This is a genomic window from Fibrella aestuarina BUZ 2, from assembly GCF_000331105.1.
GTDB classification, from domain to species: Bacteria; Bacteroidota; Bacteroidia; order Cytophagales; family Spirosomataceae; genus Fibrella; species Fibrella aestuarina.
In genome coordinates this window covers 1,458,247-1,478,499 of record NC_020054.1, presented here as the reverse complement: position 1 = coordinate 1,478,499, position 20,253 = coordinate 1,458,247, and the positions used below count along the sequence as shown (strand labels likewise).

17 protein-coding genes are annotated in these 20,253 nt (G+C 57.4%); 5 read left to right on the top strand and 12 right to left on the bottom strand.

All coding sequences use genetic code 11. The features are described from left to right. Positions 1–70 precede the first annotated feature (70 nt). From FAES_RS05970 to ettA, 6 genes are all read right to left on the bottom strand, one after another. The gene (locus tag FAES_RS05970; RefSeq protein WP_015330301.1) at positions 71–706 is read right to left on the bottom strand and encodes a 2OG-Fe(II) oxygenase; all 636 of its coding nucleotides are present in this window, start codon (positions 704–706) and stop codon (positions 71–73) included. 133 nt (positions 707–839) lie between these two features. After that, the gene (gene nuoK / locus FAES_RS05965; RefSeq protein ID WP_015330300.1) at positions 840–1,151 is read right to left on the bottom strand and encodes an NADH-quinone oxidoreductase subunit NuoK; all 312 of its coding nucleotides are present in this window, start codon (positions 1,149–1,151) and stop codon (positions 840–842) included. A 3-nt stretch (positions 1,152–1,154) separates the two neighbouring features. Next, positions 1,155–1,691, bottom strand: a complete 537-nt coding sequence (locus FAES_RS05960) for an NADH-quinone oxidoreductase subunit J family protein (protein ID WP_015330299.1) — start codon at positions 1,689–1,691, stop codon at positions 1,155–1,157. A 7-nt stretch (positions 1,692–1,698) separates the two neighbouring features. Beyond that, positions 1,699–3,087 carry a 4Fe-4S dicluster domain-containing protein gene (locus FAES_RS05955; RefSeq protein ID WP_015330298.1) on the bottom strand — a complete coding sequence of 463 codons (1,389 nt, stop codon included), beginning with the start codon at positions 3,085–3,087 and terminating at the stop codon, positions 1,699–1,701. Between the two features lie 99 nt (positions 3,088–3,186). Continuing rightward, positions 3,187–5,577, bottom strand: a complete 2,391-nt coding sequence (pbpC, locus tag FAES_RS05950; RefSeq protein WP_229364433.1) for a penicillin-binding protein 1C — start codon at positions 5,575–5,577, stop codon at positions 3,187–3,189. Between the two features lie 28 nt (positions 5,578–5,605). Continuing rightward, positions 5,606–7,273 (bottom strand): energy-dependent translational throttle protein EttA, encoded by a 1,668-nt coding sequence (ettA, locus tag FAES_RS05945; RefSeq protein WP_015330296.1) that lies wholly within the window; start codon positions 7,271–7,273, stop codon positions 5,606–5,608. Between the two features lie 69 nt (positions 7,274–7,342). Between ettA and FAES_RS05940 the strand changes: the two genes are divergently transcribed. The 3 genes from FAES_RS05940 to FAES_RS05930 all read left to right on the top strand — a co-directional run bounded on the left by FAES_RS05940 (position 7,343) and on the right by FAES_RS05930 (position 10,169). Beyond that, positions 7,343–8,623 (top strand): DUF349 domain-containing protein, encoded by a 1,281-nt coding sequence (locus FAES_RS05940; protein WP_015330295.1) that lies wholly within the window; start codon positions 7,343–7,345, stop codon positions 8,621–8,623. A gap of 94 nt (positions 8,624–8,717) precedes the next feature. Then, positions 8,718–8,969 (top strand): hypothetical protein, encoded by a 252-nt coding sequence (locus tag FAES_RS05935; RefSeq protein WP_229364432.1) that lies wholly within the window; start codon positions 8,718–8,720, stop codon positions 8,967–8,969. A gap of 69 nt (positions 8,970–9,038) precedes the next feature. After that, on the top strand, positions 9,039–10,169 hold the full coding sequence (locus FAES_RS05930) for a hypothetical protein (RefSeq protein ID WP_015330293.1): 1,131 nt from the start codon (positions 9,039–9,041) through the stop codon (positions 10,167–10,169). Between the two features lie 90 nt (positions 10,170–10,259). Here FAES_RS05930 and serS read toward each other — a convergent pair whose 3' ends face one another. The 6 genes from serS to FAES_RS05900 all read right to left on the bottom strand — a co-directional run bounded on the left by serS (position 10,260) and on the right by FAES_RS05900 (position 15,126). Beyond that, positions 10,260–11,555, bottom strand: a complete 1,296-nt coding sequence (gene serS, locus FAES_RS05925) for a serine--tRNA ligase (protein WP_015330292.1) — start codon at positions 11,553–11,555, stop codon at positions 10,260–10,262. Continuing rightward, positions 11,555–11,947, bottom strand: a complete 393-nt coding sequence (locus FAES_RS05920) for a HEPN domain-containing protein (RefSeq protein ID WP_015330291.1) — start codon at positions 11,945–11,947, stop codon at positions 11,555–11,557. Before FAES_RS05920 ends, serS begins: the two co-directional genes overlap by 1 nt. Continuing rightward, complete coding sequence (locus FAES_RS05915; RefSeq protein WP_015330290.1) at positions 11,944–12,252, bottom strand: nucleotidyltransferase domain-containing protein; 309 nt, start codon at positions 12,250–12,252, stop codon at positions 11,944–11,946. The genes FAES_RS05920 and FAES_RS05915 overlap by 4 nt, the downstream gene beginning before the upstream one ends. A 62-nt stretch (positions 12,253–12,314) precedes the next feature. Then, on the bottom strand, positions 12,315–13,661 hold the full coding sequence (locus tag FAES_RS05910) for an aspartate kinase (RefSeq protein WP_015330289.1): 1,347 nt from the start codon (positions 13,659–13,661) through the stop codon (positions 12,315–12,317). Between the two features lie 113 nt (positions 13,662–13,774). Further along, positions 13,775–14,272, bottom strand: coding sequence for a 6,7-dimethyl-8-ribityllumazine synthase (gene ribH / locus FAES_RS05905; protein ID WP_015330288.1), 498 nt, complete (start codon positions 14,270–14,272; stop codon positions 13,775–13,777). Between the two features lie 161 nt (positions 14,273–14,433). Then, complete coding sequence (locus FAES_RS05900) at positions 14,434–15,126, bottom strand: tetratricopeptide repeat protein (RefSeq protein ID WP_015330286.1); 693 nt, start codon at positions 15,124–15,126, stop codon at positions 14,434–14,436. Between the two features lie 548 nt (positions 15,127–15,674). Between FAES_RS05900 and FAES_RS05895 the strand changes: the two genes are divergently transcribed. Next, a complete protein-coding gene (locus tag FAES_RS05895; protein ID WP_015330285.1) occupies positions 15,675–18,884 on the top strand; it encodes a SusC/RagA family TonB-linked outer membrane protein in 3,210 nt (1,069 codons plus the stop codon). A 12-nt stretch (positions 18,885–18,896) separates the two neighbouring features. Beyond that, a complete protein-coding gene (locus FAES_RS05890) occupies positions 18,897–20,228 on the top strand; it encodes a RagB/SusD family nutrient uptake outer membrane protein (protein ID WP_015330284.1) in 1,332 nt (443 codons plus the stop codon). Positions 20,229–20,253: the final 25 nt, after the last annotated feature.

Sequence of the window (20,253 nt, the reverse complement as noted above, 5' to 3'; positions counted from 1 at the left end):
ATAAACGAGGGTTTCGCCTAGCCAAGGCACCCACCATAGCCTCCAGATTGGCTTAGCTATTCAGGATATATCAGGCGGTGCGTAGCCAGCCGGTGATGCTGAGGCGGTCGCGGGTGGCGGGCAGTACTTCGTGTTCGAGCAGGCCGCTATCGAAGCAGACGAGGCGACCACCGATGGGGTCGATCGGTACGGTTTGCTCGGTGCCGTCCGCGGTCCCGCGTCCGGGCTGCGGTACGTACACGGCTAGCTGTCCACCGTCGGTGGGTTGCCAGTTGTCGTTCAGGTACGTGATCACCGACAGCCGACGTTTCGAGTCGGTACGGAACCGATCGAGGTGGCGGCGGTAGAACGTACCCACCGGGTAGCGGGCGTAGTGGAGTTCGTAATCGCGGAGGCCGAGGTAGCAAGTCTGATTCAGGTAGTCGATAAACTGCTGAATGCGATTCAGGAAGGCCGTTTCTTCCGGCGTGGCCGTGGCCAGATCCAGCCAGACGATCTCATCGCCCCGAATCTGCTTCTCAACGGTAGCCTGTCCGTTCGGTTCGGCCGCCCGGCCAATACCGGCTTCGCGAAATTCGCCCGCCCGGTGCCGCTCGTGCAGTCGTTGGCGCAGGTACGTTACTTCGTCGGGCGTCAAAAACTCATCGACGACCCCGTATCCTTTTTCCAGAATACCGTCAATCAGCGGTTCAAATAGATGGGTCATGGGTTAGCTGCGCGTTATTCATTGTCATTTGCCTTCGGCGTCATTGGTGCGGTCCGCCGCTGCGGGTCATCCGTTGTAAAAAACAATCAATGACTATTAATGACGCTCAGCATATGACGCCGAAGGCAACTGACTAGTTCTTCAATTCATCCAGTTCGTCGAGTTGGACCGTGCGGGCGTGGCGGTATACCTGAATGATGAGCGCCAGCGCTACCGCCGCTTCAGCCGCCGCAACGACCATCACGAAGAGCGAAAAGACCTGCCCCTGGAGCCGGTCGGGGTCATATTGGCTGAACGCGACGAGGTTCAGGTTGACGGCGTTGAGCATCAGTTCAATACCCATCAGCACGACCACCGCATGCCGTTTGGTGAGCACAACGGCCAGCCCTATGCTGAACAGCGCCGCCGCCGTAAGAATCAGATAACCAGCGTAGTGAGGTTGCATCGTTTACCGTTTTTTCGCCAAAAAGCCTGCCCCCACCAGCGCGACCAGCAGCAGGATACTGATAATTTCGAAGGGCAACAAGTATTCGGTCATGAGTTGCCGCCCGATGGTGTCGATACTGGTGGCGGGAGTTGGCAGCGGCCGGTCAAACATCACAAAATGGGCATTGGCCAGCAGACGAAAAAGGCCCCAGAACAGGCCGCCCGCCAGCGCCAGCGCCAGCCAGGGTTGCCGAATCTCGGTCAAAATGGCATTGGAGCGCTCGCTGGGTACGTCGGACGCAGGCGATGAGGACCGCACGGGCTTGTTGGTCAGCATGACGCCGAACAATACCAGCACCAGCACGCCCCCCACGTAAATCACCAATTGCGACACGGCCAGAAAATCGGCGCTCGCAAACACAAATAGACCGGCCACGCCAATCAGGGCCAACAACAGCGAATAGGCTGCATACAAGACGTTGCGCGTCAGCAACACCGTGGCCGCGCCCCCGAGCGTGAGGACGATAAAGAGAAAGAAAACAAGAGCCGTTAGGTCCATGTGGGTATTACTGCTTTGGCTTCATGGTGGGCCGGAACGCAGGTTTGGGTTTTGGCGTCGGTGAGTCGGTTGATGAGGCGTCGTCGGCAGCGGATGGCGCAGGCGTATCCGATGACGCGGGTTCGGCAGCAGGCGGCACGTCGGCCGTGGGCGGCGCGGCGGGTTTTGCGGGCTTCATCGTCGGGCGGAACGCGGGTTTCGGCTTTGCCGGTACGTCGGGCGTGGCCGCATTCGATGGTGTTTCGGCTACCGGCTCCGGCGTAGCGGGCGCGTCCGCAATAGGTTTGGCGGCGGGCTTCATCGTGGGCTTGAACGCCGGGCGCGGTTTGGGCGCGGGAGTTGGCTCGGGCAGAGCCTCGGCGATGGGCTCCGTTACGCCCGGCTGCTCGGCTACATCCTGCATGGCGATGGCTTCGGCTTCGGCGGGCGTGGCATCGGCCGTGGGCGTCTCCTCGATTGGCTCCGGTTTGGCTACCGGCGGCTTCATCGTTGGCCGGAAGGCGGGCTTTGGTTTGGGCGCCACATCGGCAGAGGTCGGAGCGGCAGGCGTTTCGGCAGCCGGTTCCGTTGGCGGCACTACGGGGGTTTCGGCGGGTGCAACCGCCTCAGTGGCGGGCTTTGGTTTCATGCCGGGCCGGAACGCCGGACGCGGTTTGGCTGGCACATCAGCCGTTGGTGCTACGGCTGGTTCGGTTGCTTCAGGTACGTTGGGTACGTCAGCCGTGGGGGCTGGCGTGGCCGTCTCAGCAGCCGGTTTGGAAGCCGGTTTCATACCGGGCCGGAAGGCAGGTTTGGCTTCAGCAGCTGGCTCGGCAACAGGTGCCACGGGTTTTACCGCTTTGGCTGCTTCTTTCTCCTGTACGTATTGTTCATACAAAGCCCGTTTTTCGTCGGCCTGCTCAGGCGTCAGGTTGGCGAAGGCGTAGTTGAGCTGCGAGAGTTCGTAGGTGCTGTAATCGAAGGTTTTCTCCATCGTCAGGCATTCCGTCGGGCAGACCACCGTGCACAGGCCACAGTAGCAGCACTTGGCCATGTCGATGTCGAATTTAGCCGCATAGAGCCGGATGGGCGACCCATCGGAAGCCCGCCCAACTTCCCCGGTTGCTTTGATGGGATCGATGGTGATGCAGTCGACGGGGCAGATTTTGGCGCATTTGTCACAGACAATGCAATCGTCCATCTCGTTGTGCAGCCGGTAGCGCCCATTGTCGGGAATGGGCATTTTTTCGTGGGGGTACTGTACCGTCACGAGGCCGGTTGCCTGCTCAAAATAGTTGTTCCCCTCAACGCCCAGGGGTTGCCGACGGCGGGTAGCCTCGCGCAGGTGACGCATCGTCAGGCTCAGGCCTTTCCAGGTCGTTTTGATCCCGTCGCGTATGTCCTCGAAGTAAGCCATGTGCTTTAGAAACCGCAAAGGCGCTAAGTTTATCGCAAAGGACGTAAAGAAATAACGGAAAAAGGAAGCCCCCTGACCGATAGCGGCTCGCGCTAGCCCTTACCCTCGCTTGATCAGCACCCGCACCTTGCTGACCCGGCCCTTGTCATCGGCGCACGATACGGTCAGCGTACCGGGTGTTGGGCGGAAGAAGAGCGTCTCGGTGGGTTTGGCGCCACGCAACAGCCGGTCGTTCAAGTACCAATACACCTGCTGCACGTCGTTGGCCGTCTGGCAGGTCAGCGCCAGGTCGGCGGGGCTTTTTGGGTCGATAAAGTACTCACTCCCCGCGTTCAGGCTGGTAATGGTGGGCGGCGCTCCTTGCCCGAACACCCGCGTGCAGGCCGGATTATGCGGCGGAATGGCGGCGTAGGGCCGATGGCTCGCCGCGTACCATGCCACCACTTCCGGAGCCAGATTGGGGTACAGCCGCGCCACGGCCCGCGTTAGTGAATCGCCACTCGTTGGTCGGCAATAAGTACAATACGACATGGTGCCGACGGCGTTAGTCCAGACCACCGCCTGATGCTGACACGGGCTCGACCGCGACACACCCATGATGTAGTAATCGACGGCCCGCCCCACGCAGGTACGTTCGGGCGCATCCACACGGGGTACGTCGCCGCTTTCGGGGCATACTTGCCGAAGGGCCAGCTTGCCGCCAACGGGGGGGCGAAACCAACCAGCCGGGGCGTTGTAATCGATGGCATTGAACACCTGGAACAGGAGTGGTGTGGCGGTATTGGCCCCGCTCAGTTCGGGAACGCCCACGCCTGAGAAGTTGCCGACCCAGACCCCAACGGTATAGCGCCGGTTGTAGCCGATACTCCAGGCATCGCGCCGCCCGTACGACGTACCCGTTTTCCAGGCGATGCGCGGCAGGCGGTAGCTATTGTCGAAATTATTGGGCAGGTCGGGGCGGGTGAGTTGCGTGAGGGTGTTGGTGACCAGAAAAGCCGCTTCGGGCGAGAAAAGCCGTTCCGTTGGTGAGGTGTCATCGCCTTCGGCCTTGTCCCGCGTCGATCGACTATTGACGGTGTACCGCAGCCGGCGCAACGAGCCGTTGGTCGTTTGGGGTGCGGCAAAGGCCGTGTAGGCTTGGGTCAGTTCTTCGAGCGTCACCCCACAGCCCCCCAGAATCATCGATAGGCCCATATCGTCGGCCTGTTTTTGCACCGTTCGAAAGCCCGCTTCGCGCAGTTTGGCCACGAACACCGGCGTCGACACGTCGCGGAGCAATTTCACGGCGGGAATATTGAGCGAGTTGGCCAGTGCAAATTCAGCCGTAACGGGGCCGTTGAAATGTCGGTCGTAGTTGTCGGGCTCGTACCCTGCGAAGTTGGTGGGTACGTCGTTAAGTTTAGCTTTGGGCGTAATTAGCCCCTTATCGAAGGCCAGCGCGTAGAGCAGCGGTTTCAGCGTACTCCCCGGCGACCGTATCGCCCGCACCCCGTCGACCTGTCCGCCATCAAACGTATTTCCAAAATCGGCCGACCCCACGTAGGCTTCCACCGCACCCGTCTGGTTGTTGATCACCAGCACCGCCGCGTTGTGAATATTCTGCCCTTTGACACGGTCGACGTACTGACGAACTAACCGTTCCGCCGCCGTTTGGACGGCTGGTTTCAGCGTCGACCGGATGATGGGTACGTGGGGCTGTTCGGCGCGTAGGCGCAGGCTTAGATGCGGCGCCAGATTGGGAGCAGGTTGGCGGTGGGCCGTCAGTGGTTCGGCCAGCGCGTCGTTGATCGCAGTTGAATCGAACGTACCCGCCTCCGCAAACCGGCGCAACCAGGCATTCCGCGCCTGCACGATGGCCGCATTTTGCTCGCCCAGCCGCAGACTCGACGGCCGGTTGGGAATGATCGCCAGCGCCGTAATCTCGGCCAGACTCAGCAGCTGCGGCGGTTTCCCGAAATACAGCAATGACGCCGATTTGATGCCCTCCACATTGCCGCCATAGGGCACGAGATTCAAGTACAGTTGCAGGATTTCGTCTTTCGACAAATGGGCTTCCAACTGCATCGCCCGGGCGATTTCAATCAACTTGCTCCCATACGTTCGGGGGCGGGGTTCCAGCAGGCGCACCACCTGCATGGTGATCGTCGACGCGCCCGACGTGCGTTTGCCCGACAGCAGGTTGCGCCCCGCCGCCCGCACCATCGACACCGGATTCACGCCCCAATGCCACCGGAACCAGCGATCTTCTTTTTGCAGAATCGTCTGTTGCATTCGGGGCGTAATCTCGTCAAGCGTGGCATAGAGCCGCCATTTATCGTCGCGGCTCAGAAAGGCGTGCAGCGTCGTCCCGTCGGCCGCCGTTACGATGGTCGAGTAAGGCACCTGAATGGGTGGCGGAAAAAGCCGATCCAGCCCCCACAAACAAAGCAACGTACCCAGCACGATCGTCGGCCAGCGATGCGTGCGTAGGTACGTTGCCAGTTTGTTCACAACCGATATAGGTCAGTGACCTTCGTTATTAGGCTAGTTTCTTATACTTAATGCGTTTCGGCGTGGCATCGGTGCCGAGGCGTTTGCGGCGGTTTTCTTCGTAGTCGGAGAAGTTGCCCTCAAACCAGTAGACCTGACTGTCGCCCTCGAAGGCCAGAATATGCGTCGCTACCCGGTCGAGGAACCACCGGTCGTGGCTGATGATCACGGCGCAACCGGCGAAGTTCTCGAGACCCTCTTCCAACGCCCGCAGCGTGTTGACGTCGAGGTCGTTGGTCGGTTCATCCATCAGCAGCAGGTTGGCCCCTTCTTTCAGCGTCATGGCCAGGTGCACGCGGTTGCGCTCTCCACCCGACAACGTACCTATCTTCTTCTCCTGATCAGCCCCGGCAAAGTTGAACCGGCTCACATAGGCGCGGGCGTTGGCCTGCTTGCCGCCCAGCATGATCCAGTCATTGCCGTCGGCGATGGTCTGATACACCGTTTTCTCCGGGTCCAGGCCGTCATGTTCCTGGTCCACGTAGGCGACTTTTACCGTCTCGCCCACCTCGAACGTACCCGCATCGGGTTTATACTTGTCGGTGATGAGCTTAAACAGCGTGGTCTTACCCGCCCCGTTGGGTCCGATGATGCCGACGATGCCCGCCTGTGGGAGCTGGAAATCGAGGTGTTCAAACAGCAGTCGGTCGCCGAAGGCCTTCGCCACATCGTGCGCTTCGATCACCTTGCTGCCCAGCCGTGGTCCTGCCGGGATGAAGATTTCGAGTTTGTCTTCGCGCTGTTTGATGTCTTCACTCAACAGCTTTTCGTAGGCACCCAGGCGCGCTTTCGACTTGGCCTGCCGGGCCTTGGGGGCCATTCGAACCCACTCCAACTCGCGCTGTAGGGTTTTCTGCCGTTTCGACTCGCTCTTTTCTTCTTTCGCCAGTCGTTGTTGTTTCTGATCGAGCCACGAGCTGTAGTTACCTTTCCATGGGATGCCCTCGCCCCGGTCGAGTTCCAGAATCCAGCCGGCCACGTTGTCGAGGAAGTACCGGTCGTGGGTCACGGCGATGACCGTGCCTTTGTATTGCCGCAGGTGTTCTTCGAGCCACAGCACCGACTCGGCGTCGAGGTGGTTGGTCGGTTCGTCGAGCAGCAGCACGTCGGGCTCCTGAAGCAACAGGCGGCAGAGCGCCACGCGGCGTTTTTCACCACCCGACAACGTTCCGATGAGAGCCTCAGCCGGGGGCGTGCGCAGGGCGTCCATGGCCCGTTCGAGTTTAGTGTCAAGCTCCCAGGCGTTGTGTTGGTCGAGCTTTTCCTGCACCTCGGCCTGCCGGGCAATAAGCTTGTCGAAATCGGCGTCGGGATCGCCGAAGGCTTCGTTGATTTGATCGAATTCTTTCAGCAGATCAACCACTTCCTGCGTGCCTTCTTCCACCACTTCACGGACCGTTTTGTTGGGGTCGAGTTGTGGCTCCTGCTCAAGCATTCCAACTGAGTAACCCGGCGAGAAAACGACCTCGCCGTTATAGCTTTTATCGATACCGGCGATGATGCGCAACAGCGTGGACTTACCCGAACCATTGAGCCCCAAAACCCCGATTTTGGCGCCGTAAAAGAAGGAAAGGTATATGTTCTTTAGGATTTGTCGGTTGGGGGGAATAATTTTACTCACACCCGCCATTGAAAAGATTATAGTTTCCTGGCTCATTTTTTGCCTATGTTTGTGGTGGGGCAAATATCGACAATTCACCCCGAAACGACCCTTCAGTAAGGAAAAATGGAACAAGCTTCTTTGGTAGACGAATACGGTTACGTCGTAGACGGGCAGGTATTTTTAAAAGGCTACCTCGACTATCCTGATCGCCGGATCGGCGAAGTGAAACGCACCGAGCAGGAAGCACTCGATTATTTCAAGAATCGCTTTATTATCGCTCAAAACAAGGTGGCTCAACTGGAAGATGAGGTTGAGCAGGCGCAGAACAAAGGGTCCTACCTGACGAAGCTGCTCCAGTTGCGCAAGAAACTACTGAGCTTTGACGCCATCGGCGATTTCCCTCCCCTACTCGATCGCCTCGATCAACTCGAAGACGTGCTGTCGGGGCTGATCCATACCAACCAGCTTAAGAACCTGGAAATTAAGCGGGCGCTCATCGGTGAAGCCGAAGCCATCGCCAGCAGCGACGACTGGAAACCCGTTGCCGATGCCCTCCAGGAGATCAAGACCAAGTGGATCAAAACCGGCCCTGTCGATAAGGCCATCGAGGCTGAAGTTGAGGAGCAGTTCCAAAATTTACTAGACGGCTTTTTCCAGCGGCGGCGCGAGTTCTTCAACGAACAGAACAAGGTCATTCAGGAGCGCCTCGACCAGTACGACGAGCTTATCCGACTGGCCGAACGCGCTGCCCGCAACTCCGATATCGACGCGTCGTATCAGGAGATTCGGAAGCTGAACAACGCCTGGAAAAACGTGGGCGAAGTGCCCATCAAGAAGGGTGGCAAACTGCAAAAACGCTTCAAACGCGTGGTGCAGAACGTATTCAATAAGTACAATGAGGTGAAAGGGATTGTGATCCAGAAGCGCGTTGACCCGCGTGTGGAGCAGCAGACCCGCATGGCCGAAGAAGCCGAGAAACTCGCCAAAGTACCCGACAAAGAGATCTTCAACTCGGCCAGCCGGGCCAAAGAACTCCTCAACGCCTGGAAGGAGATCAAGGTGCCGTTCAAGATGCAGGACAAGATCGTGAACGAGCGATTCCGCGGGGCCTGCGACAAAATCTTCGAACTGAGCTACCTGATCCGGGTGCTCGACCGGAAATACCCCGCGTTCAGCGTGAAAAGTACCGCCGAGCAGCTGCGGACCAAGATCCGCGAGATGGAGTACCTGGTAAAACGCGAGAAGAGCGACCTGCAATTTGCCATGCAGGATATCGACAGCCTCGACCCGGAAAACCCCGAAGACAAGCAGGTGCTCAACAAGATCAACACGCAGAAGCGGAAGATCGCCATGAAAGAGCAACTCCTGCGCGAGTTCACACGCGATCTGAGCCGCGCGGAATAGAAAGGAAGGTCATTCCTGGTCATTTGTCGTCAGTAAATAGTCATTTTTTGCTCACCGTTTGTTATAGCAATGAATGACTATCAATGACCACAACATGACGACGAATGACCTTTCTGGTTTTAAAGCCACCGTTGAACCGCGCAAATTCGTTCGGCTGGAATACCTGACCGATCTGAATGAGTTTATCAAAACCGATGCGCTTGTGCTGGGCGTCGGCACCCAAAACGGCACCGATACGCTTGACCTCGCCGACGGGCAACACATCCCGCTCGACCGGGTGATCAGCATCGCTGGCCGGTTATCGCCGTTGTTTCCGGGCTACGCCAATTACTCCTGTGATTGTTAAATAAATAAGCAGTTGGTGAACAAAGGCCCCCTCTATCTTTGCGGGCAATCCTCTTTATACCTTCTGCTTATGCATACACAGCTACTACAAGCTGGCAGCGCCGGTATTGGCCTGCTCCTACTGGTTTGCGGGTCATCTGCTGCCCAGAAAGTCGACCTCGACAAGTTCAACTACGACGTCAGTTACATTCAACTCCCGCGCGAGTACGTAGCACCCGATCAACGTACCTATGGCGTGCGCGTAGAAGCCTCGCCCATGATCGCCGACAGTTACCCGTCGGATGCCGTTTATCAGAAAATCGGTCTGTCGGGTTATGAGAAAGTCGAGCGAGACCCAACCGTCGGGGTGACCATCAAACTGGCCGATTTGCGGTTTCTGAAATCAGACATCGAAACCCGCACCGAGCAGGTAAAGGACCGGGACGGTAAGGTGACGGGCACCAATTATTATTACCGGCAGGTGGCCACCTACGCTGGTCAGGGTGAGTTTCAGATCAGAGGCCCAAAAGCCGGTGAGAAGCCCAAAGCCACAGCCGATGCCGCCCCAGCCAACCGTTTTCTGGCCAAGGCCACGTCGAATACCGACGTACCCACCATCACGACGGTAGCCGACAATAATCTCTACCGAGTGTTCACCTATCGGTCGGGTGAGTATCGGTCGGTTGTCGACGCTTCACGCGCTTACCGGGACGCACAGGAGGTGATTCGGCGCAACTTCATCAACGACTTCGTCAACCTCAGTGTCGATCAGGTTAACGGCAAACTGGCCGATCTCTATGGGTACGTTCCCATCAGCGACAAGCAGTTCCTCTGGATTCTCGACTCCGACAATCACCCGGAGTATGCCGTGCAGCAGGAAGCCATCAAAGCCGTGCAGGCCTTGTCGAAAACGATGAAAGCGACCGAGCCCTTAACGGCTCTGACCAATGACCTGCAACCACTGATCGAGTACTTCGAATCCCTGAAAACAAAATATACCAAGGCGGATAAGCCTGACCGGAAGATGCGCTATTCGGCCTTCTTCAACCTGGGTCGGCTGTACCTGCTGCTCGATCAGCCCGACAAAGCGATTGCCGAAGGAAAAGGCCTGATGCTGAATGACTACGACACCGGCGACGGCAAACGGATCATCGAGGAAGCCGAAGAGCTCAAGCAACGCCTGGCCTTCCATCACCTCGCCGAGCGGCATATGAAACTGTAGGTTAACGGCTAAAGTCGGACGATTAAGGTTGGCTGACGCGTTCTGTTGGTACGTCAGTTGACCTTAGCCGTCCGACTTTAGGCCTTAAACTCAATTGATTACGTCAAACCCGCAGTAAGGCACCAGCACCTTCGGGATACGGATACCGTCAGGCGACTGGTTGTTTTCCAGCAGGGCGGCTACGATGCGGGGCAGGGCGAGCGCCGAGCCGTTGAGGGTATGGAGCAGGGTTGGCTTACCGCCGCCGCTTTCGAGCTTGGCCCGCAGCTTCAGCCGGTTGGCCTGGAACGATTCAAAGTTGCTGACCGAGCTGACCTCCAGCCAACGACTTTGTGCCGCCGACCACACCTCCATGTCGTAGGTGAGCGCCGATGTGAAGCCCATGTCGCCCCCACACAGGCGCAACACCCGATAAGGCAGTTCCAGCTGTTGCAGCAGGCCTTGCACATACTGACTCATGCCTTCGAGCGCAGCATACGAGTTCTCAGGCTTTTCGATCCGTACAATCTCCACTTTATCGAACTGATGGAGGCGGTTCAGCCCGCGCACGTGCGCGCCCCAAGAGCCTGCCTCGCGCCGAAAACAGGGCGTGTAGCCCACGTTCTGGATGGGCAGGTCGGTCTCGGTCACCATCACGTCGCGGTACAGGTTGGTAATGGGCACCTCGGCCGTCGGAATCAGGTACAGGCCGTCGGCGGGGGCGTAGTACATCTGCCCTTCCTTGTCGGGCAGTTGGCCCGTTCCGAAGCCCGAATCTTCGTTGATGACAATCGGTGGCTGTACTTCAACGTACCCAGCGGCCATCGCCTGATCCAGGAAGAAATTGATCAGCGCCCGTTGCAGCCGGGCGGCTTTGCCCTTGTAGACCGGAAAGCCCGCGCCCGAAATCTTATTGCCCAATTCAAAGTCGATCATCGGGCCACCGTTCGGGCCGAAGCGTTTGATCAACTCCCAGTGTGGTTGAGCGCCTTCGTGCAAAGACGGTTTCTCTCCCCATTCCAGCACCACTTCGTTGTCGTCGGCCGAGCGGCCCTCGGGCACGCTGCTGTGAGGCAGGTTGGGCAGTGTTACGAGCAACGCCTGCACTTGCTGCTCCAACTCGGCCAGTTGATCGCCCAGCTCTTTCGATTGTGATTTGAGCGTTGCCGTTTCGGCCTTAGCGGCGTCGGCGGCTTCTTTCTGCCCGCTCTTCATCAGTTGACCGATCTCTTTCGCCAGCGCGTTTTGCCGGGCCAGCGTGTCGTCGAGCGTCTTCTGCGTGTCGCGGCGTTGCTGATCAAGCGTCAGCAGTTGCTCCACAAGGGTCTCGGCGTTGGGAAAATTCCGTTTGCGTAACCCCGCCAGTGTTACGTCTTTGTTGTCGCGGATGAAGGGTATTTGTAGCATTAGTTCTCTTGAATCAGGGCGTTGATCAGCCCGATAAGTTCGTCAGTTTCCGGAATCAGCGGCAACACATCATCAGCCGTGAAGACAGCAAAGTCTTCGTAATCGCTGTCGTTGCGATTCTCAAAAAGTCGAGTATAAAATTTCGACCATTTTCTGTCTATCCTTCCTGTTTTAATAAAATGAAGCTCAAACAATCCCTTGGCACCAACATGCGATTTCACGACAATATCCTGTTGCAACAGTAAAGCAGAGACGGCATGAAACGCGGCGTAATAAAGCCGGTTTACGGCCCCATTCCAGCTTCCGACGGTGCTCAAGGTTCCCGCATCGGCTTGGTCCTGCCTAGCCTTAGCCAGCCGATAAGCAATCGTTTCCGCTTTGCTTTTTCTCATAGCCTCTTACCTTCCTGCTGCACAGTCTGGTATAAATCTGTTACCGCCAATTGGTGCCACTGTGTCTTGTTGTGAATCCGTGTACTGATCACTCGTTCGGCATCCAATTCGAGGTCATTCAACCGATCCCAAACGGCATATTTAAACCGCCGATCGACCGGCATATCCGTCAGCATCAGGAAATCCCAATCGGAGTCGGGGCGGGCATCGCCTCGGGCCTGCGAGCCAAACAGCCATACCTCCGCTTGAGGATCGATCTGTTGGATCACCTGCTTTACCGCTTGTATGAAGGCCTGCCTGGTCATGTTTTTTTTTGCAAACCTATAAGGTTTTTAAAACCTTATAGGTTTATCGATACTTCATTTGTCTACAGCCCAAACAGCCCGGAGTTCAGCGCGTTTAGGGCGTCATTTTTATAGCGGCCGTGCATCAGCAACGAAATGTTGTGCTCGGTGCCGCCGTACGAAATCATCCGAATTGGAATGCCTTTCATGGCGTTCAGCACTCGCGCCGCAATATCGGGCTGATCGGAACTGAAATTCCCCACGATGCAGACGATCGTCTGGTCGTAGTCAGGTTCTTCCAGCTCACAGAATTTGCCCAACTCCTCCTGAATGGCCGCCAGGTTATCGGTATTGTCGATTGTGACCGACACCGACACTTCCGACGTAGCAATCAGGTCGATGGGCGTTTTGTACTTCTCAAAGATCTCGAAAATACGGCGCAGGAACCCGTAGGCGTTCAACATTCGGGTTGAATGGATGTAGAGCGCCGTGATCCCGTCTTTGGCAGCTATGGCCTTGAATACCTGATCGTCATCCGCAGCGGCCGTTGGACTGGTGCGGTCGGCAATCAACGTACCTGGCGCGTCGGGGTCCATCGTATTTTTCAGACGCACGGGTACCCCCCGCAGTTTGGCCGGCGTGATGGTGCTGGGGTGCAGGATTTTGGCGCCGAAGTAAGCCAGCTCGGCCGCCTCTTCAAACGTCAGTTCCCGAATCGGAAAGGTCTTTTTCACGATGCGCGGGTCGTTATTATGCATCCCATCGATGTCGGTCCAGATCTGGATTTCGTCGGCCCGGATCGCGCCCCCGATCAGCGAGGCCGTGTAGTCGGAACCACCGCGTTTGAGGTTATCGACTTCGCCGCGTGGGTTCCGGCAGATGAAGCCCTGCGTCACGATGATCTGCTTGTCTTCGTGGTCGCGGAGCATCTGGCGCAGATTCTGCTCGATTAGGCCCAGTTCGGGTTCGTTATCGGCGTCGATCCGCATGAACTCCAGCGCGGGCAGCAACACCGACGATACACCTTCTTCGGCCAGATACGCCGCAAACATCTGCGTGCTCAGCAGTTCGCCCTCGGCCACGAGTTCTTTCTCCTGCTTCAGCGTGAACGGCCGGATCTTGGTCAGCGACCGGATAAACGAAAACTCATTTTCGACCACCCGCTGCCCCGCCGCCAGCCCGTCTGATGTCTTGAACAGGTCGCGCAGAAACGTGTCATAGTGGGCTTTGAGGTGTTCGATCTTCTCCGACGCTTCGTCGTGCTGACCGCTTTTCAGCGATTCGCCAATCGACAGCAGCGCGTTGGTCGTGCCCGACAGCGCCGACAAAACAATCACCTTACGGTTTGACTCAGATGTAATCAGGTTCCGGATGGAATGCATCCGCTCAGGCTTCCCCACCGAGGTACCACCGAATTTCCAGACGTGCATATAGTAAAGAGTGAAAGAATGAGAGAGTGAACGAGTGAGTAGACGAGTAGAGCGATTGGCGGTAGCCCTGTTACGTACAAAAGAACGGTGCTGACGCAGGGCTATTCGCTCTTTTACTCTTTCGCTAGTTCACTCTTTAGGCCCACCATTTTGATGGCGGTGATGGCGGCTTCGTCGCCTTTGTTGCCGTGGATGCCGCCCGCCCGGTCGAGGGCCTGCTGCTGGGTGTTGGGGGTCAGCACGCCGAAGATGACGGGCTTACCGGTTTTTAGCGATACGTTGGTCAACCCCTGCGCGACGGCGTGGTTGATATAGTCGTTGTGCTTGGTTTCGCCCTGAATCACGCAGCCCAGGCAGATCACCGCGTCGATGTCGGCGCGTTGCGCGTACCAAAGCGCGGCGGTCGTCAGTTCAAAACTGCCAGGTACGTTGCCCCGGACGAGGTTTTCGGGCTGGGCGCCATACCGCAACAGCGTATCGTAGGCCCCCTGAAAAAGGGCTTCTGTAACGTCGGTATTCCATTCGGCGACGATCAGCGCAAACCGATGCTGACTGATGGTGGGCAGGTTTTCAGCGCTGAAAACACTGAGGTTCTTATCGGCAGAAGACATGGATTGGTTGGGCGTTTACAAGTTGCTGTCTGACGTTTGTCGACGTACCTGAGCCTGTCGTTGTGCAGCAGGCTCAGGTACGTCGCCTATCAAACTAAAAAAGGGACGAACCCGATTCACGGCTTCGTCCCTTTTTCATACGTAATTACGTACTCGGTTGACTACTCGCCGCTTTGCGCTTCGAGCAGGGATTTATATTTTTTGGCATTAGCCGCCTCGGCCGCATCGGCATACTTGTCCAGAATCTGCTGGTACGTCTCGATTGCCTTGGCATTGTCTTTCGCCTGCTCATACGCCACGGCGAGCTTCATCAGGTAAGCCGGGGTGAAGAACTTGTTTGGCTTATAGTCGGCCGCTTTCTGGTAATAGTCGGCCGCTTCAGAAAAGCTTTTCTTTTCCATGTAGGCATCGCCGATCAGCGCATAGGCACGAGCCTGCACCAACAGATCCGACGAGCTGAAATCTTCCAGCTGTTCGATGGCCTGGTCATACTTGCCGTCTTTCAGCAGGGCAGCACCCGCGTAGAAATGCGCCAGATTACCCGCGTTCGTGCCGCTGTAATCATCTGCAACGGCCACCAGACCGGGATACTGCTTTGTACCGCTCAACGCGGCCTTCAGCGAGTCCTGTTCAAACTTGTACACGGCGGCAAACAGTTTGTTCTGTCCTTCTTCATCCTGTACACTCTTGAAGTAGCGATACCCGAAGAAACCAGCCACGCCCAGCACCAACGCACCGATCACCCCGAAGATGAGGTTGCGGTTTGTCTCAAAAAAATCTTCAGCCTTCTCTAGTTTACCGGCCAACGCATCCGGGTCTTCAATGAACTCTAAACCCGTGTTCTTCTTGCTCATACAAGTTGCAATTTGAGGCGCAAAAGTAGGAAAAAACGTCCAGTGTTCAAGATAAACACTAAAACTTTATCGGTATTGCCGACAATCAGGCGGGCGTGATTAACGCGTCGGGCAATGGGTTTGTTTTTGAAGCAATTATATGGCTCCTCAACACCCCCAGAAGCTATTGAGTTTGGCGTACATCAATGATTGATCATTAATCTGGCCTACTACGCTACGGCCTGATCCGGTTACGCGTAAAAGCTCATGCCTACCGGCGCTAAGTAATTATCTCGCTCAACCCGCTCATTCATCTCTCCATACTCGGCATAATCCAGGACGTTACGAGGTCGGCTGAGCTTTGCAGTAACAAAACTAGGCTATCAGTAAGCCAAGCGGTAACTACCTGATTGCGAAGAATCTGCTACTTACTAAGCGCTTGGGTACGTTGGCCGTCCGCTTTAGCAACTTGTACTTAATTATTTCCCGCAGGTTAGTTCCTTATGTTTTTCGGCTGCGACTGCTAATTTGCGGGCCATACCCAAACTATAACAACCAAACAACCTACCATGAAACACGCCTACGCGACGTGCAGCCACCGTTTGCAGCGGTGGCTTCTGTGGTTTCTGTGCCTGCTGCTCGCCACCCCGATGGCGCTGGCGCAGAGTGTCACGAAATATACTATCAAAGGCAGTGTAACCGACTTCAACGGGCAGCCGCTATCCGGGGTTTCCGTCCGCCTGAGTGATGAACCAATCGGGACGATCACTACGCTCGATGGTTCTTACAAACTCTCGTTTGAAGCCCCCACGGGCGTACGACGGCTGGTGTTTTCATCGGTGGGGTTCATTTCTATTCAGGAAAATCTGGTGCTGACGGGCAACGCCAACCTAACCATCAACGCCCGTCTGGCCGACGCCAATGGCACGCTCAACGAGGTGGTGGTGATTGCCTCGACGATCTCGGCCCCGAAGCGGGAGCTGGGCAACCAGATCAGCACGGTAAAAGCGTCTGACCTGGCGCAGTCGGGCACGAGCGGCCTGCTCAACTCGCTACAGGGCAAGGTGCCGGGCGCGCAGATCGTGCAGAACTCCGGCGATCCGGCGGGCTCGATCTCGGTGCGGCTGCGGGGCATTAAATCGCTGTCGGGGTCGTCTGACCCGCTTTACATCGTCGATGGGGTGATTGTCTCGAACCAGAGCGCCAACGTCTCGCAACTGGCGGCGGGTTCGCAGATTGGCTCGGCCAACGCCGGGCAGAACCGTCTGGCCGACATCAACCCGAACGACATCGAAAGCCTGAACGTGATCAACGGGGCGGCGGCGGCGGCTCAATATGGCTCGCGGGCGGCCAACGGCGTGGTGCTCATTACAACCAAACGCGGCCGAGCGGGTACACCCCGCTTTACGTTCAGTACGTCGTTCAGCATGAACGAACTGCGCAAATCGGTACCGGTCAACATGGTCAACAAGACCTTCGGCAACACCCAGCAGCGATTGTACACCATCCAGACGTTCAACTCGCAGACCCTGCGCGACGACGCGCTAAAGCTGAACCCAGCCAGCACGTTTGCTACCATCTACCGCGACGGCAGCACTAACCAACTGCTCTCGAACGTGGTCGACAACGTACCCCGCTACAACTACTTCGACCAGATTTTCCAGACGGGCTACGGTACCGAAAACGCGCTGTCGGTATCGGGCGGGAGTGAGAACACCAAATACATTATGTCGCTGGGCCAGATGACCAATCAGGGGATTGTCAAAGGCACCGACTTCACCCGCTACAACGTGCGCGCCCGGATCGATCAGCGGCTGGCTCCCTGGCTCAACGCCTCGCTGGGATTGCAGTATGTCAACAGCTTTTCCAATGAGAAAGCCAATGGCAATGTGTTCTACAGCCCTATTAACTCGGTCAACATTGTCAACAACATTTATGATATCACCCAACGCGACTCGGAAGGTAACCTGAAAGCGGTGGAGGGGCCGCGGGTCAATCCGCTCTCGACCATCGAAGACATGAAGTTTACGCAGTCGACCAACCGCGCCATCAGCGACCTGCAACTGACCGCCACGCCGTTTGCCGGGCTGACGATTAAGGGCATTCTGGGTATTGATGCCTACGGGCAGGTGGGCCAGAACTACATCCGGCCTTACCCCTACGTGGCGCAGGCAGCCTTGGGCGCCAACCTCTTTCCGCAGGGGTTTGCCGCCACGGGTAACAACGCCGTTTTCCAGTACAACGCTGACCTAACCGCCGCCTACGAACGGAGCCTCGGCAAAAGCCTGTCCCTGAACGCCATCGTCGGCTATAACTACCAGTATTTCCGCTCTGATTACTCGGTGGCGCAGGGGCAGGGGATTACGCCGTTTATCGAAACCGTCAGCGGGGCGACCAACAGCTACATCACGACGTACAGCCTCGACCGCTTCAACCTGGGCGGTTACTTCGGGCAGGCTACGCTGGGCTACAAGTACATGGCCTACCTGACGGCCGCCGTGCGGGTCGATCAGTCGTCGAAGTTTGATCCGTCGGTAATTAATCAGACGTACCCGAAGCTGAGTGGCTCGGTAATCGTGTCGGACTTCGATTTCTGGAAGAATCTGGCGTTTAGCAAAACCATGTCAGAACTGAAGCTGCGCGCCAGCTACGGGGCAGCGGGCAACCTGTCGGGGGTAGGCAGCTACAGCCGGTTCTATCAGTTTGCGCCACCGGCGGGTGGGTATCTGGGCAAAAACACGCTCGTACCGGGTGCGCAGCTGGCCAACCCCCTCGTTCGGCCCGAGCGCATGACCGAATTTGAAGCCGGGGTCGACATTGGCCTGCTCGATAACCGCGTCAACCTGAGCTTCACAACCTACAATCAGCAGATCAGCGACCTGGTGGTGCAACGCGATCTCGCCCCTACCACGGGTGGTACGAGCATCGTTACCAACGTGGGCACGATGGAAAACAAAGGTATCGAACTGATGGTCAACGCGACGCCCATCAGCCTGCCTAACTTCACGTGGGACGTAACGGCCATTTTCAGCCGCAACCGCAACAAGGTGCTCTCGCTGGGTAGCCCCATCATCACCATCGACAACGTGGCGGGGGCACCCGTAACGCTGTTGCAGGGGCAGCCGGTGGGTGTTTTCTTCGGAACAGGCTATGCCCGTCGCGCCGATGGTACGCTCATCAACACGGTCGATGGCTTCCCGCAGTCAGAACGGGCCGTATCGCAGGCAGTAGGTTCGGTCGATTACGTACCCGCCCGCACGTCGGATGGGCAGGTCGAGGTGGCGGGGCGACCAACGGCCAACATCATCATCGGCAACCCCAATCCGAAGTGGACGGGCTCGTTTGGTACCAAGCTGACGTACAAAAAACTGGGGCTGAACGTGTTGTTTGAAACGGTGCAGGGCTTCGACATTTTCAACGCCGACAAACGGACCCGGCAGGGCGTGGGACTAGGCGATTTTGCCGCCCGCGAACTAACCGGCGACCTGAAACGCGGCTACATCTTCGCCATCTACAACATGCAGGAGTGGCGAATCGACGACGGCTCGTTTACCAAACTGCGCGAGCTGTCGCTTAGCTATAACCTGCCCGAACTGATCAAAGGCGTCAACAACATCAACATCGCGCTGGTGGGTCGCAACCTGATTTCGTGGGATAAATACAACGGCTTCGACCCCGAGACCAATGCGGGTGGATCCAACGACCTGTTCCGGGGCGTCGACTTTGGGAACGTACCCATCCCGCGCACGTATCAGCTTAAAGTGACGGCCAATTTCTAACCCCAAGACATCATGAAACGATCTTCCTTTCTTCGCTCGCTCAACGGGGCTTTCACCATAGCTTCCACCACAGCTTTCCTGCTGGGCGTTAGCGGCTGCCAGCAAACGTACCTGAACCCCAGCGCCGCCGTCCAACCGCAGGTTACCGGCTCAGCCGATGGCCTCATCACGGTCTGCAATGCGCTTCAGTACCGGTACTCGACGGGGGGCGCGGCCAGCGTGATTTACACGGCGATGGCCGCCGGTGGCCTGACGACGAACGAATTGCTCGTGAAAAACGCCGGTAACTCGGAAGAACTGGCCCTGAGCCAGGGACAGGCCAACATCAACAACACGAACGGGGTGCTGCGCACGCTCTGGACGCAGTGTAATCTAGTGAAGGCCAACGCCAACCTGGTGCTGAGCAACCTGGGCGTGGTGGGCGACGCCGGCACGAAAAGCGGCATTCAGGCCTACGCCGCCATCTTCCGGGCCTTGTCGCTGGGTACGTTGGCGCAGTTCTACCAGTCTGTGCCGGTGCAGGTGGGCGACAATGCGCCGTTCGTTGATCGGGTGCAGGTGTTTCGGGAGGCTGTCAGTGGGCTGGAGGCCGCCGCTGCGCAGGTAACCTCGGCACCGGTTTCGGCCAATTTTTCGAGCAAAATCGTGGCCGGTATCGACATTCCCAATACACTACAGGCCTTGATTGCCCGCTACAGCCTGCTGGCCGGTGACTACGACAAAGCCATTGCCGCCGCCGCCAAGGTCGACCTGACCAAGCGATCGGTCTTCAATTTCGACGATACCAACCGCAACCCGGTGTTTTTCACGGCCTTCGGTAACGTCAACGTAATCGAACCGACCAACAGTGTGCTGGGCCTATCGGGGGCTTTGGCGCCGGCAGCAGGCGACAAACGGCTGGCCGTGTACATCCGGCAAACGCCCGTTTCGACGCTGAACCTCGGCACGGGCTTTTACACCGCCAACGGCACCGCCGTTCCGGTCTACCTGCCCGGTGAAATGCTCCTGATTCAGGCCGAAGCTTACGCCCGTAAGAATGATTTAGGTAACGCCGTTGCGCAACTGAACAAAGTGCTGACTAAGACCGCCGCCCAGGATGCCTTCAATGTCGGCGCCGGGTTACCGGCCTATTCGGGTGCCCAGACAGCCGACGCCGTGCTACTCGAAATCCTGCGGAACCGGAACGTCGAGCTGGCGTATCAAGGATTCCGCCTGGAAGACAACCGTCGGTTTGGACGCCCAGGGCCGGGGGCTACGGGTAGCGAACGCAACCGAAATTTCATGCCGTATCCCCGCGTCGAGCGCGACAACAATACCAGCACCCCCGCCGACCCGGCCAACTAGTTTTTAGCGTTGGATTGATACGCAA